Source organism: Massilia niabensis, from assembly GCF_042655085.1.
In the GTDB taxonomy this organism is placed as follows: Bacteria; Pseudomonadota; Gammaproteobacteria; order Burkholderiales; family Burkholderiaceae_D; genus Telluria; species Telluria niabensis.
Genome location: NZ_JBHSMU010000003.1, coordinates 353080 through 366870, shown reverse-complemented (window position 1 = coordinate 366870; position 13791 = coordinate 353080). Strand labels below are relative to the sequence as shown.

Here is a 13791-nt window from a genome sequence, read left to right as displayed (position 1 = left end):
AGAAAGTGTATTTTACCGGGAATCCAGTCGATATAATTGCCGGGCGGCGGATATCGCTTGGATATCGCATATCACATCGTCCATGATACCGTCCGCATCGTCCTGAAAGGCAACCATGTCCACTTCCTTCGGCCCGGCCGAGGCCCTGGCCTATATCCAGAAGCTGCTCACCGTCATGCACCAGCAGGGCGGTTCCGACCTTTTCATTTCCGCGGACTTTCCGCCGAGCATGAAGCACCAGGGCGCGATGAAACCGATGAGCCAGCAACGGCTGACCGGCGAAGTCACGCGCGCGCTCGCCCTGTCGCTGATGAACGACCGCCAGCGGGCCGAGTTCGAGGCTGAAATGGAGTGCAATTTCGCCATCTCGCTGCCGAACGTCTGCCGCTTCCGTGTCAACGTCTTCGTGCAGCAGCAAAGCGTGAGCATGGTGGTGCGGACGATTGCGTCGGAAATCCCGAATTTCGAGAAGCTCGAGCTGCCGGAAGTACTGAAGGACGTGGTGATGACCAAGCGCGGCCTGGTGCTGGTGGTTGGCGGCACCGGTTCCGGCAAGTCGACCACGCTGGCCGCCATGATCGACTACCGCAACAGCAACTCGGCCGGCCACATCATCACGGTCGAAGACCCGGTCGAATACGTCCACAAGAACAAGAACTGCCTAGTGACGCACCGCGAAGTGGGCGTCGACACCCATTCCTGGCACAACGCGCTGAAGAACACCCTGCGCCAGGCGCCGGACGTGATCCTGATCGGCGAGATCCGCGACACCGAAACGATGGAGCATGCAATCGCGTTCGCCGAAACCGGCCACCTGTGCCTGGGCACGCTGCACGCGAACAATGCCAACCAGACGATGGACCGGATCATCAACTTCTTCCCGGAAGAGCGGCGCAACCAGCTGCTGATGGACTTGTCGGCAAATTTGCGCGCGATCGTCTCGCAGCGCCTGGTCCGCACCGAAGACGGCAAGGGCCGGAAAGCCGCTATCGAAATATTGCTGAACACGCCGACCATCGGCGAGATGATCCTGAAAGGGAACTTCCACAGCATCAAGGAGATCATGCACAAGTCGCGCGAACTGGGCATGTGCACCTTCGACCAGGCCTTGTACGAGCTGTACAACAAGGGCTACATCAGCTACGACGAGGCGATCCGCAATGCCGACTCGGCCAATGGCCTGCGCCTGCAGATCAAGCTGTCGGGCGAGCGCCGCGAGCTGGAGGACGGCAGCGCGGGCGCGACCTCGTCGCTGTCGATGATGCTCGAAGAACAACCGGAAGATCCCGCAACACCTACGTGACTCAGTTCAAGCCAAACCTTATGCCGAATTTTGAAAACAAGATCTGCTCGCGCGCCGAGCTCAAGGCGCGCGTCGCCGCCCTCCCGAAACCGGTCGTGCTGACCAACGGCGTCTTCGACATCCTGCACCGGGGGCACGTCACCTATCTCGCACAGGCGCGCGAACTGGGCGCCTCGCTGGTGGTGGCCGCGAACACCGATGCCTCGGTGAAGCGGCTGGGGAAGGGCGACGACCGGCCCCTGAATACCTTGCACGACCGCATGGCGGTGCTGGCGGCGCTGGAGTCGGTGAGCCTGGTGGTGGAATTCGACGAGGACACGGCGCTGGAAACGGTGCTCGAAGCCCGGCCGGACATCTATGCCAAGGGCGGCGACTACCGGATGGATGCGATTCCCGAAGGGCAGGCAGTGCTCGCCTATGGCGGGCAGGCAGTGGCCATCGATTTTGAGCATGACCGGTCGACGACCAAGCTGCTGACGAAGGTGCGCGCTACCTGAGAGGGAGCGCGTTAGTGCCGCTGACTGGTGGCGGCTGAAGGATCAGGAGCGTCATGCAAAGGAGCCTCGGTATGATCCTGTTGATCGTCATCGCCGGCTATGCGGCCGCCTGCCTCCTGCTGTTTGCTGCCCAGCGCTCGTTCATCTACTTCCCACCGCAAACTCCCTCCGTGCTCGCGCCACGCACGTCGACGCTGGCCGTGCCGGGCGCGCAAGTGAAGGTGTCGGAGCGGCCGCGGCAGGGAAACAAGGCAGTCATTTATTTGGGCGGGAACGCCGAAGACGTGTCGGCCAGTCTGCCCTTGCTGGACAGCGCGTTTCCCGATCACGCCCTCTACCTGATGCATTACCGCGGCTACGCCGGCAGCTCGGGCAAGCCGACCGAGAAAGCGCTCGTCTCCGATGCGCTGGCGCTGTTCGACCAGGTGCGCGGCGGCCACAGCGACATCGTGGTCATCGGTCGCAGCCTGGGCACCGGCGTCGCCGTGCAGGTGGCGGCGCTGCGCCCGGTCAGCCGGCTGGTGCTGGTGACACCGTTTGACAGCCTGGGCGCGCTTGCTGCCCGGCAGTTCCCGTTCTTTCCGGTGCGCTGGCTGCTGCAGGATAAGTACGAATCCTGGCGCCATGCGCCACGGGTCACGGCGCCGACCCTGCTGATCGTGGCCGGGCAGGATGAGATCATCCCGGTCCGGAGCAGCACGCAATTGTTCTCGCGCTTCGCAAGCGGGGTCGCGACCATCAACATCATCGATGGTGCGGGGCATAACGGGATCTCCGAGAGCCCTGCCTATATTCCGGCGCTGCAGTGGGCGAAATAACCAGGCCCACGATTTCATCTGCTTCCCCGCCATATGCCTGTCCGGCCGAGTCCGATCGATCCGGCATATCGGCAACTGTCTCATCTTCGTCAATCTGGCAGGGGAAACGGTCAAGATGCTGACCGTTTCCGCCAATCACGATAGCCCGCCGTAAATATCTTCATTACAGGAAATACAATCGTCGTCGATGAATTGTTGTTGTGCATGCATGCGATTGCCGGCAACAAGTTTCAAAGACGCTGGCGAGCCCTTAACAAGCCAGGCGCACCATAACGATACCGACGAGGAGTGGAGATGACGCCGTATTCCAATGATGTATTTCCGATAAAACGCCTGACCCAGGCTGTCGCGATGGCCCTGGCCACGCTGGTGGCCAGTGGCCCGGCGGCTGCACAACAAACCGCGCCTGCGGCGACATCAACTGCCGGGACCGCAACCGCGGCGGCAGGCTCCGAGGCCGCCGCTGAGGGTGTGCAGCAGGTACTGGTGATCGGCGCGCGCGAATCGCAGCGCAGCGCCATCGCGCGCAAGAAACGCGCAGATACCGCGCAGGATTCGATCGTTGCCGAAGACGTGGGCGCCTTCCCCGACCGTAACGTGGCCGACGCGATTTCGCGCGTCGCCGGCGTGGCCGTCGACCGCGGCGATTTCGGCGAGGGCATCAGCGTGTCGATCCGCGGCAATGGACCGGAACTGACCCGCGTCGAACTCGACGGCCAGGGCGTGCAGCAGGCCGGCGGCGCCGACATGCTGGGCGGTATCACCGCAGGCGCCGACACCTCGGGCGGCCGCTCGGTCGAAATGCGCCAGCTTTCCTCGGACCTGATCAAGAGCGTGGACGTGATCAAGGGATCGACCGCCGACATGACCGAAGGTTCGCTCGGCGGTGGCGTGAAGATCACGACCCGTAGCGGTCTCGACTTCAAGAAGGACTATCTGTCGGTGCGCGTGGCAGGCCAGCAGAATTCGCTCAACAAGAAGGTCAACCCGAACCTGAACCTGGTCGGCGTCAAGAAGTTCATGGATGGCCGCCTGGGCGTGCTCGTGAACGTCTCGAAGAGCAGCGTCAACCAGGAAGCCCACAAGATCGACCAGGGCGGCACCAATAGTCAGGTTGGCCAGACCCGGCCGATGGACTTCGACAATTCGCCGGAAAAAACCGTCGCCTTGCGGCCCGATACCCTCAACCTGAACGACGCGGCATCCACCACGCCGTTCTACACCTCGCCGTACAGTAATACGGCACTGGGCAGCTGGGTCAGCATGACCCCGAAGGACGTGCTCGAAGGGTCGGCTGCCGCCAAGACCAAGGCCGAGTGCTATCAGAAATTCCCTATCCTTCCTGCAGCGACGGCTGCCTTGATTGGCACCGGCAATAACGGCCGCACCAATGCCCAGAACATCACGCTGCAAGCGCTGCAGAGCTGCCTGGGCCAATGGAACGACTGGGTACCGAACAACACCCGTTATTTCGTCAACCGCTGGAACGATGACCGCGTCAGCGGCGATATCCGCCTGGACTTCAAGGTCAACGACAACCTGACCGTCTATGCCAAGCACAGCCGCAGCAAGGGCGACGTCGTCTCGTACAGCACCAACATGAATTACGGCAGCCCTGGCGTGTCTGCGGCGAACAACGCATTTGTGCGCGGGCCGAACGGTTTCAACGGCGGACCTTCGATCGACACGACGGCAGTGCAGCCTAACGGCACGGGCGGCGTCCGCACCGCCAACCCGGCATCCGGCTACTTCCTCTATCCCAACGAGCTGACTTACCGCAGTGGCAGTACGTCGGGCAGCGTCATCACGACCCCTGGACTGAATGGCGCCGTGTCGAATATTAATCCGGGCTCGGTTGTGGTGGATGCGAACCATCACCTCACCAGCTTCCAGATTTCAGACGGCCTGTTTGGCGTCGATAACACGACGATCACCACCGGCACCAAATCCAGCTATACCCAGGCCGGCGGCACGTTCAAGAAGGGCATCCTGCGCGCCGAGTTCATGCTGGGCGATTCGAAGTCGGATTTCTACCGCTACGAAAAGCGCCTGAGCCAGAGTGCCTACCTTGGCCCGACGACGGCAAAGGTGCTGCCGAACGGTATCTGGAACTACACGCCAGACAACTCGGTAGACCTGAGCAACCCGAACAACTGGCTGAGCCTGGCCCAGTCGGCCGGCGTGGCAGCTTCCGCCGCCAGCGCCACCGCGCCGGCCAGCCCTGCCTATACCGGGGCCCAGTTGCCGCTCACGGGCAACTCGACGAACTTGTTGTTCCAGAATCCGCGCATCAACGAGTCCTACGAAAAGACCGCCAAGCTCGACCTGATCATCGCCACGGACGAGTACATTCCATTCGTTCCGTCGATCAAGGTTGGCTATAACCGGCGCAAGAGCGGCTACGATGCCTGGAACACTGGCGGCCCGACGATCCAGGACCCGGTCGGCACATTCGGCACCGCCGGTTATACCCCTGGCATCTACCTGTCGACCAACAACCTGCGCTCGAACTTCCAGGTCTGCCAGGACACGCCGGGTTCACTGGCTCCGGGTGGCCGTCCGTGCCAGTACGGCTACACCCCAAGCACGAACCCGAGCAACTCGCGCCAGGGCACGATCGTGCTCACCCCGGAACAGTACCGCGACTTCTTCCAGCAGTCTTACACGAAGCAGCCGACGGCGCAGTTCTACGAAGGCGACCCGGATCGTCCGGCAGGCCTGATCAATGGCTGGACCGAATTCGACATCGACAAGGCGTACTCGATCCTCGGCGTACAGAACTACAACCTCGACTGCATCAAGTCCTGCGTGGGCAGTGACGGCAAGGTCTACGACCAGCCGAAGAACTCGATCATGGAGCAGGTCGACGCCGGCTACGTGATGACCAATTTCGAAGTCGACCGCTTGCCGTTCACCCAGCGCGCGTTCCCATTCGGCGTGTCGTTCGACGGTAACCTCGGCGTGCGTGCCGTAAAGACCAAGGTGGTGGGCAGCGGTCAATTGACCTTCCGCTCGATCGTGCCGACCGCTTCCTACAATCCATTGGATCGGAATAACGCGGCGGGCATCTCGACCCGTATCTATCGCAGGGAAACCGCGATCAATGCGACCACGACTGACTATCTGCCATCGCTGAACTTCAACACCTGGATCATTCCGGACAAACTGGTGCTGCGCTACAACTGGGGCAAGACCATCGGTCGTCCGCCTGGCGGCCGCCTGATTCCGAACGGCACCTGCGAATACGACGGCCGTGGCACTGTCGAGGCCGACGAAGACGGCACCGAAGGCGATGCCTTGACGCGCTGCACCGACATCATGGGTAACCCGGAGCTCAAGCCGCTGACCAACTACAACCGCAACCTGTCGCTGGAATGGTATGCCAACAAGGACATCATGGTGTCCGGCTCGATCTACGAGCAGAAGGGCATCATCGGTTTCCCGAACCTGATCGAAACGCTCGACGAGGTGTATCCGTTTGCCGGTTCCAACGCCATCGACCCGCAGACCGGCACCTCGCTGGCCGATCTTCCGTTCGCGATGCGCCGCTGGACCAACCAGTTGCCGTTCACCCGCAAGGGCTTCGAGGTGTCGACCAAGCTGGGCTTCACCGCGCTGCCGTGGTACCTGCGCTATACCGGCCTTGATGCGAACTACACCCGCAACAAGTCGTCCCTGGAAGGCGCGGCGATGCGTGACCTGATCACCGGCGATATCCTGCCGGTGGCTGGCGAACCCCGCCACTCGTGGAATGCGTCGGTCTGGTATGACGATGGCGCATTGTCGATGCGCGTCGGCCTGCAGATCAAGGCAAGCACCTTCTCGTGCACGTCCGGCTGCAACGGTTCATCGATCAACAACTATCCGGCCGTTGGCATGACCACCGTGCGCTTCCCGCCCTACTTCCCGGGCACACCGGTGTTCCGCCTGGACACGCGTTACGTCGATGCGAAGATCGCCTACAAGTTCAAGAACGGCGTCGAGCTGTTCGCCGAGGCACGCAACTTGGGCAAGATCCATACCGGCAGCGACACCGGCGGCTACTCGCAATTCGCCGACGGTACGCCCAACGTGTACAACGACACGTTCGCCGGCGCCACCTACATGGCAGGCGTGAACTTCAAGTTCGGCGGGCAGTAAGAGGATTGCCGCCGGGGCCGGCGTGAGCGCGCGGCCCCGGCGGCACTACAACAGCTAAAACAGACGAGACACTCATGAAACCACAATTCTTCCGTTATTCCCGTACCGTCGCCATGACTGCGATTGCCGCAGCCGCGCTGGCCGCCTGCGGCGGTGGCAGCGACGATGCGCCGATCGAAGTCCCGCTTGCGACCGCAGGGACGATCAACGTCGCCGCCATGACCGATGCGCCATCCTGCGGACTGGACGAAGTCAATGTCAGCATCGCCCGCATCCGCTTCCACCAGGACTTCCAGGCAACGGCTGCCTCGAGCGGCTGGACCGAGCTGACCTTCTCGCCGGCGAGGAAGGTCAACCTGCTCAACGCACAAAGCGTGTTGAGCGGCGCCACCATCAACTTCGGCGACCTCGCGCTGCCGCCTGGCATCTATACGCAGATGCGCCTGGTAATCGAGACCCCGGTCGCCGCCAACCAGAATCCGAACACCATCAAGCTCAGGGGCGCCGCCGCGAGCGCCGCGCCTCTGATTCTGGAAACCCCGGCCAGCCTGTCGAGCGAGGGCCTCAAGATGCCGATCGACCTGAAGATCGAATCGGGCCAGAAGGCCAATGTCGTGTTCGACTTCGACGCCTGCACTGCGGTCCAGCCGCGCGGGACGGCCTATTTGCTGCGGCCAAGCCCACGTGTCGTTCCTAGCGCACTGAACGGCATCACCGGCTACATCGACAAGGCGGTGCTGGCCAGCGACGTGGTCATCACCGCGCAGCAGGGCGGCATCAGCCATACCACCACCGTGCCGAATCCGACCACTGGCGAATTCATGCTGCCGCGCCTGGCGGCCGGCAACTATGACGTCGTCGTCACCGCCAAGGGGCGTACGACGACCGTGGTTGGGCAGGTGCCGGTCACTGCGGGCACCACGGTCGCGGTGTCCACGGTCGCCGCGCCAATCGCGCCGACGACCAGCGTCACCAGCACGATTTCGGGCAATATCGGCTATGCGGCCGGCAAGCAGGCGCCGGACACCGGCACCTACGTGGCGGCCTCGCAGTCGATCAATGCCAACGCGGCCACGGGCATTCCCGTGACGGTCGTCACCTACCGCTTCCAACCGGTCGACCAGGCAAGCGGCAACTACACGCTGACCGACCTGCCGCGCTCGTCGCTGCGCTACGCGCTGTACAAGCCGGCATTGCCGCTGACCTTCGCCAACGCCGCCACCACGCCGGCTGCGGGCCGCTACCGGGTCGAAGCGGTGGCAACCGGCTACAGCAGGGTCACCACCTTCGGTACCAACTCGACCGGGGTGCCCATCGCGACCGCGACGAGCGACGTCAACGCCAGCGCCGGCAACGTCACCAATGCCAACATCATCTTCTATTGATCGTTGAGCTTCAGTGACCGAACCCCGGAGGCCCGTGCGGCTTCCGGGGTTTTTATTGATCAGGCGCCGCCGGCGTAGCCGTTCTGGCGCCAGGCCTCGTACACCACCACCGCCACCGTGTTCGACAGGTTCAGGCTGCGGTTGTCCGGCATCATCGGCAGGCGGATGCGCTGGGCGGGCGGGAAGCTTTCACGCAGGCTTGGGGCCAGGCCGCGCGACTCGGGGCCGAACACGAAGACGTCGCCCGGCTGGAACGCCGCCTGCGCGAATGGCGCCGAGCCGTGGGTCGTCAGCGCGAACATGCGCGACGGGTCGGGCCTGGCGTCAGCCAGGTACGCGTCCCAGTCCTTGTGCACTTTCATGGTCGCGTAATCGTGGTAGTCCAGCCCCGCGCGGCGCATTTTCGCGTCGTCGAGGGGGAAGCCGAGCGGCTCGATCAGGTGCAGTTGCACGCCGGTGTTGGCGCACAGGCGGATGACGTTGCCCGTGTTGGGCGGGATTTCGGGTTCGACCAGGACGACGTGAAACAAGTAACTCTCCTCAATAATGAATATGGCGTCAGGACGGCGCGTCAAGACGTCGTCAAGACGGCGGCGTCCGGGCGAACACCAGGTTCGAGACGCGCGCCGCGCCGGCCGCCTTCAGTGCGGCCGCCAGCGCGTTCAGTGTATGCCCGCTGGTCATGACGTCGTCGACGATGCCGACATGGCGGCCATGCACCAGGTGCGCCATGGCGGGCGGCACCGCGAACGCGCCGCGGATATTGCCGGCGCGTTCACGGGGCGCTACGCCCGACTGCGCTACCGTTTCAACGACGCGCGCCGCCAGGCGCGGCTGCAGTTCGATGGCGAGCGCCTTCGCCAGCGGCCGGGCGATCTCGAGCGCCTGGTTGAAGCCGCGCTCGCGCAACCTGCGCGGTCCCAGTGGCACCGGGCACAGCACCTCCGGCAGCGTCATGCCGGGTTGCATCAGTACGGCATCGCGCAGCAATTGGCCGAACCAGGGCGCCAGCGGCAGTTGGGCGCCGAATTTCAGGCCACGCACCAGCGCGTCGAGCGGCGCCCCGTAGTCGACGGCGGCAACGGTGGCGTCGAATGCGGGCGGCTCGGCAAGGCAGCCGCCGCAACGCTGCCCGGCAGTTGCTGCAGGCCCGAGCGGATTGGCGCAGCAGGCGCAGCGCAAGCCGCCTGGGGCGGCGTAGCGCTCCCGGCAGTGGACGCAGACGACATGCGCCGCCAGTTCGCCGCACAGCGCGCAGGAGCAGGGCAGCAGCGCATTCACCAGTCTGCGTGTCAGCGCGGGCGGCCAGCGCATCGTCCATCGTTCCAGGTGCCCCGGCATCGGCTCGCATCCCTACAAACATGTACACTCCCGCCATTATCTCATTTGAACGCAACAGGAATATGGCTTCTCCCTCGTCCCCATCGAAAATGAGCGCACCGATTGACGGGCAGCGCGTGCGTGCGCTGTTTGCGGAACCGGATCGCGTGGCCGCGGCCGACTTCCTGCGCCGCGAGATCGCGGAACGCATGCATGAGCGGCTGAGCATCGTAAAAATCGTGCCGCAGCGCGTGCTCGATGCCGGCTGCGGCGGCGGGGCAGACCTCGCCACCTTGCAGAAGAGCTATCCGGCAGCCCAGATCGTCGGGCTCGATGCCTCGGCAGGCATGCTGGCCGGTGCAAAGGCCCCGGCGCCCGCGCTGCGCTCGCTCAACCAGATGCTCAGCCGCCTGATGCCGGCCAAGGCCGGCGTCGATCTTGTGTGCGGCGACTTCGGTACCCTCCCATTCGGGCCGAACTCGCTCGACCTGGTATGGTCCAACCTGGCGCTGCACTGGCATCCCCAGCCCGACCGCGTGTTCGCCGAATGGCGCCGCACCTTGCGTGTCGACGGCTTGCTGATGTTCTCGAATTTCGGTCCCGATACTTTCAAGGAGCTGCGCGCCGCCTTTGCCGCGCTGGACGAAACGCCGCATACGCTGCCTTTCGTCGACATGCACGACTTCGGCGACCAGCTGGTGGAGGCCGGTTTCTCGACGCCGGTGATGGATGCCGAGCGCATTACCGTCACCTACGGCACGGTGGAGGCGCTGCTGGCGGACGTGCGGGCAATCGGCGGCAATCCCCTGGCAACGCGGCGCCGCGGACTGATCGGGCGCGCGGCCTGGGCGCGGATGGTCGATGCGCTCGAAGCCGGGCGCGGGGCTGATGGGAAAATCCCGCTGACCTTCGAGGTGATTTACGGGCACGCGTTCCGGCCGGTGCCGAAGACGACGGCGGCAGGGGAGTCGATCGTGCGGTTCCAGCCGCGTAAGCCGTAGGGTGGTCCACCCTACGAGGCATTAGCACCCTAATGGCAACAGCCGATGCCCGAACGCACGAAATAACACGTGTGTGGCAGTAATTTTCCTTGAATAAAAATTAGCGATTTGAGTATAATCAATGACTATTTTTTCGCCCCGCACCGCCTAAAACGCTTAAGAACTAGGCAAAACGGCCAAGAAAATAGAAAATTGAAAAAAGCAGCATCAGCAAGTTTCGCGCCCCATCAGTGTGTTGCAGTTGCTGGTGGACGCACATGGTTCAACCTGCTGCGCGTCCACACGCCGCGCCGTCGGGAGCCATGCTTGCACTGGTTTCGGAGCGGCGGCGGTTCGTTCATGGAATTGCTGACCGTTTAAGAATATTCTTATATTTGGTGGTTGGGGACAATTCATGACATATGCAAAGCGACTTCACGCCTTGATGCTCGGTCTCGCGGTATCGACCAGTATCCCGGCACTGGCAGCCCCGGAAATCACGGGGCGGCCGGTGGAATACCAGTTGAATATGCAGACTCCGGTAACTGGTATCGGCGCGGACATCTACGACTTGCACAACCTGATGATGCTGGTCTGCCTCGTCATCTTCGTCGCCGTCTTCGGCGTCATGTTCTACTCGGTGTTCAAGCACCGTAAGTCCCGCGGCCACAAAGCTGCCACCTTCCACGAATCGACCTTCGTCGAAATCGCCTGGACCATCGTGCCCTTCCTGATCGTCATCGGCATGGCCCTGCCTGCCACCAAGACCGTCATCGAGCTGAAGGACACCTCGAACGCCGACCTCACCATCAAGGCGACCGGCATGCAGTGGAAATGGGGCTACGACTACCTGAACGGCGAAGGCGCGGGCATCAGCTTCCTGTCGAACCTGGCCACCCCGCGCACCCAGGTCGGCGAGCCGGGGGTGCCGGCCACCGAAGCACGCAGCGAAAACTACCTGCTGGAAGTCGACAACGAAATGGTGGTCCCGGTCGGCAAGAAGATCCGCATGGTGTTCACCGCCAATGACGTGATCCACGCCTGGACCATTCCGGCCTTCGCCATCAAGCAGGATGCGATTCCCGGTTTCGTGCGCGACGGCTGGTTCAAGGCCGAGAAGATCGGCGTCTACCGCGGCAACTGCGTCGAGCTGTGCGGCAAGGACCACGCCTTCATGCCGATCGTCGTGCGTGTCGTCTCCGCCGAGGATTACACCGCCTGGGTTGCCGGCGAGCAGAAAAAGATGGCCGCGCTGGCGGACGATCCGACCAAGGTCTGGACCATCGACGAACTGAAGACCAAGGGCGAGCAGGTCTACGCCGCCAACTGCGTGGCCTGCCACCAGGCCAACGGCAAGGGCGTGCCGAACGCCTTCGCGCCGCTGGACGGTGCCGAAATCGTCAACGGTCCGAAGCATCCGCAGATCGACGTGCTGCTCAATGGCCAGGACACGCCGCGCTACGCCTCGGCCATGCCAGCCTGGAAGCAGCTGTCGGACAGCGAGATTGCCGCCGTCATCACCTATACCCGCAACACCTGGTCGAACAAGGCTGCGGAAAACATCGTTCAACCGGCCGAGGTTCTGGCTGCGCGTAGCAAGTAACGTAGCAAGTAAGATTGTTTCCAGGATACTGACATGACTACCAGCACTCTCGACCATACTCACGACGACCATCACGGGCACGACCACGCGCACGAGATGCCGACCGGCGCCCGGCGCTGGCTGTTCGCTACCAACCACAAGGACATCGGTACCCTGTACCTCTGGTTCTCGTTCATCATGCTGCTCTCGGGCGGCGTGCTGGCGCTGATGATCCGCACCGAGCTGTTCCAGCCCGGCCTGCAGTTCTTCCGTCCGGAGTTCTTCAACCAGCTCACCACCATGCACGGCCTGGTGATGGTGTTCGGCGCGATCATGCCGGCCTTCGTCGGTTTCGCCAACTGGATGATCCCGCTGCAGGTGGGCGCGTCCGACATGGCGTTCGCGCGCATGAACAACTTCTCGTTCTGGTTGCTGCCGCCAGCGGCGCTCCTGCTGGCAGGCTCGTTCTTCTCGCCGGGCGGCGCCACCGCCGCCGGCTGGACGCTGTACGCGCCACTGTCGACCCAGATGGGCCCTGGCATGGACATGGCGATTTTCGCGATGCACATCATGGGTGCCTCGTCGATCATGGGCTCGATCAACATCATCGTCACCATCCTGAACATGCGCGCTCCCGGCATGACCCTGATGAAGATGCCGATGTTCTGCTGGACCTGGCTGATCACGGCCTTCCTGCTGATCGCCGTGATGCCGGTGCTCGCAGGCGCGATCACCATGACCCTGACCGACCGCCACTTCGGCACCTCGTTCTTCAACGCCGCCGGCGGCGGCGACCCGGTCATGTACCAGCACATCTTCTGGTTCTTCGGCCACCCCGAGGTCTACATCATGATTTTGCCGGCCTTCGGCATCGTCTCGCAGATCATCCCGGCCTTTGCCCGCAAGCCGCTGTTCGGCTACGCCTCGATGGTCTACGCGACCGCCTCGATCGCCGTGCTCTCCTTCATCGTCTGGGCGCACCACATGTTTACCACCGGCATGCCGGTGACCTCGCAGCTGTTCTTCATGTACGCCACCATGCTGATCGCGGTGCCGACCGGCGTGAAAGTGTTCAACTGGGTGGCCACGATGTGGAAGGGCTCGATGACCTTCGAGACGCCGATGCTGTTCGCAGTCGGCTTCATCTTCGTGTTCACGATGGGCGGCTTCACCGGCCTGATCCTGGCCGTGACCCCGATCGACATCCAGGTCCATGACACCTATTACGTGGTGGCGCACTTCCACTACGTGCTGGTCGCCGGCTCGCTGTTCGCGCTGTTCGCCGGCTTCTACTACTGGGCGCCGAAGTGGACCGGCCACATGTATCCGGAAGGCCGCGGCAAGATCCACTTCTGGCTGTCGCTGATCACCTTCAACGTGACCTTCTTCCCGATGCACTTCCTCGGGCTGGCCGGCATGCCGCGCCGCTACGCCGACTACGCCGTGCAGTTCACCGACTTCAACATGATCGTCTCGGTGGGCGCCTTCGGTTTCGGCCTGTCGCAGGTGTACTTCCTGTTCGCGGTGGTGCTGCCGACCATCCGCGGCGGCGCCAAGGCCGAAGCGAAACCATGGGAAGGCGCCGAGGGCCTGGAGTGGACCGTGCCGAGCCCGGCGCCGTTCCACACCTTCGAGAATCCACCGCTGGTGAAGTGATGAATCCCTCGAGGAAGCCCAACAACCGAAAAACGGCACTGGTGCTGTGCGTGATTGCCGCGTTCTTCTTCGCGGCGGTCATCCTCAAACGCCTCTGGATGTGACGTGAG

Annotated in this window: 10 protein-coding genes; 8 read left to right on the top strand and 2 right to left on the bottom strand. The window is 63.2% G+C overall.

The window, feature by feature from the left end; genetic code table 11:
* The first annotated feature begins 115 nt into the window (after positions 1-115).
* The 5 genes from ACFPN5_RS01760 to ACFPN5_RS01740 all read left to right on the top strand — a co-directional run bounded on the left by ACFPN5_RS01760 (position 116) and on the right by ACFPN5_RS01740 (position 8143).
* Entirely contained in the window at positions 116-1303 is a 1188-nt protein-coding gene (locus tag ACFPN5_RS01760) for a PilT/PilU family type 4a pilus ATPase (RefSeq protein ID WP_379779468.1), read from the top strand.
* Between the two features lie 20 nt (positions 1304-1323).
* Positions 1324-1800, top strand: coding sequence for a D-glycero-beta-D-manno-heptose 1-phosphate adenylyltransferase (gene rfaE2 / locus ACFPN5_RS01755; protein ID WP_379779466.1), 477 nt, complete (start codon positions 1324-1326; stop codon positions 1798-1800).
* A 71-nt stretch (positions 1801-1871) separates the two neighbouring features.
* Complete coding sequence (locus ACFPN5_RS01750) at positions 1872-2618, top strand: alpha/beta hydrolase (protein ID WP_379779464.1); 747 nt, start codon at positions 1872-1874, stop codon at positions 2616-2618.
* A gap of 294 nt (positions 2619-2912) precedes the next feature.
* Positions 2913-6758, top strand: coding sequence for a TonB-dependent receptor (locus ACFPN5_RS01745; RefSeq protein ID WP_379779462.1), 3846 nt, complete (start codon positions 2913-2915; stop codon positions 6756-6758).
* A gap of 74 nt (positions 6759-6832) precedes the next feature.
* Positions 6833-8143, top strand: coding sequence for a DUF4382 domain-containing protein (locus tag ACFPN5_RS01740; RefSeq protein ID WP_379779460.1), 1311 nt, complete (start codon positions 6833-6835; stop codon positions 8141-8143).
* Between the two features lie 59 nt (positions 8144-8202).
* On the opposite strand, the gene trmL is transcribed toward ACFPN5_RS01740, so the two are convergent.
* Both trmL and ACFPN5_RS01730 read right to left on the bottom strand, forming a co-directional pair.
* Positions 8203-8673, bottom strand: a complete 471-nt coding sequence (gene trmL / locus ACFPN5_RS01735; protein ID WP_379779458.1) for a tRNA (uridine(34)/cytosine(34)/5-carboxymethylaminomethyluridine(34)-2'-O)-methyltransferase TrmL — start codon at positions 8671-8673, stop codon at positions 8203-8205.
* Between the two features lie 52 nt (positions 8674-8725).
* Positions 8726-9457 carry a phosphoribosyltransferase family protein gene (locus tag ACFPN5_RS01730; protein ID WP_379779456.1) on the bottom strand — a complete coding sequence of 244 codons (732 nt, stop codon included), beginning with the start codon at positions 9455-9457 and terminating at the stop codon, positions 8726-8728.
* A 116-nt stretch (positions 9458-9573) separates the two neighbouring features.
* Here ACFPN5_RS01730 and ACFPN5_RS01725 point away from each other — a divergent pair, with 116 nt between their 5' ends.
* From ACFPN5_RS01725 to ctaD, 3 genes are all read left to right on the top strand, one after another.
* Positions 9574-10464, top strand: coding sequence for a methyltransferase domain-containing protein (locus tag ACFPN5_RS01725; RefSeq protein WP_379779454.1), 891 nt, complete (start codon positions 9574-9576; stop codon positions 10462-10464).
* A 394-nt stretch (positions 10465-10858) separates the two neighbouring features.
* Positions 10859-12046 carry a cytochrome c oxidase subunit II gene (gene coxB / locus ACFPN5_RS01720; protein ID WP_379779452.1) on the top strand — a complete coding sequence of 396 codons (1188 nt, stop codon included), beginning with the start codon at positions 10859-10861 and terminating at the stop codon, positions 12044-12046.
* 33 nt (positions 12047-12079) lie between these two features.
* Entirely contained in the window at positions 12080-13681 is a 1602-nt protein-coding gene (gene ctaD, locus ACFPN5_RS01715; protein WP_379779450.1) for a cytochrome c oxidase subunit I, read from the top strand.
* The last annotated feature ends 110 nt before the right edge of the window (positions 13682-13791 follow it).

Excerpts from the sequence above, each read along its gene's own strand:
- coxB (WP_379779452.1), top strand. The coding sequence starts at position 10,859 with ATGACATATGCAAAGCGACTTCACGCCTTGATGCTCGGTCTCGCGGTA.
- ctaD (WP_379779450.1), top strand. The coding sequence starts at position 12,080 with ATGACTACCAGCACTCTCGACCATACTCACGACGACCATCACGGGCAC.
- ACFPN5_RS01750 (WP_379779464.1), top strand. The coding sequence starts at position 1,872 with ATGATCCTGTTGATCGTCATCGCCGGCTATGCGGCCGCCTGCCTCCTG.
- ACFPN5_RS01745 (WP_379779462.1), top strand. The coding sequence starts at position 2,913 with ATGACGCCGTATTCCAATGATGTATTTCCGATAAAACGCCTGACCCAG.
- ACFPN5_RS01740 (WP_379779460.1), top strand. The coding sequence starts at position 6,833 with ATGAAACCACAATTCTTCCGTTATTCCCGTACCGTCGCCATGACTGCG.
- ACFPN5_RS01730 (WP_379779456.1), bottom strand. The coding sequence starts at position 9,457 with ATGCGCTGGCCGCCCGCGCTGACACGCAGACTGGTGAATGCGCTGCTG.
- ACFPN5_RS01725 (WP_379779454.1), top strand. The coding sequence starts at position 9,574 with ATGAGCGCACCGATTGACGGGCAGCGCGTGCGTGCGCTGTTTGCGGAA.
- ACFPN5_RS01760 (WP_379779468.1), top strand. The coding sequence starts at position 116 with ATGTCCACTTCCTTCGGCCCGGCCGAGGCCCTGGCCTATATCCAGAAG.
- rfaE2 (WP_379779466.1), top strand. The coding sequence starts at position 1,324 with ATGCCGAATTTTGAAAACAAGATCTGCTCGCGCGCCGAGCTCAAGGCG.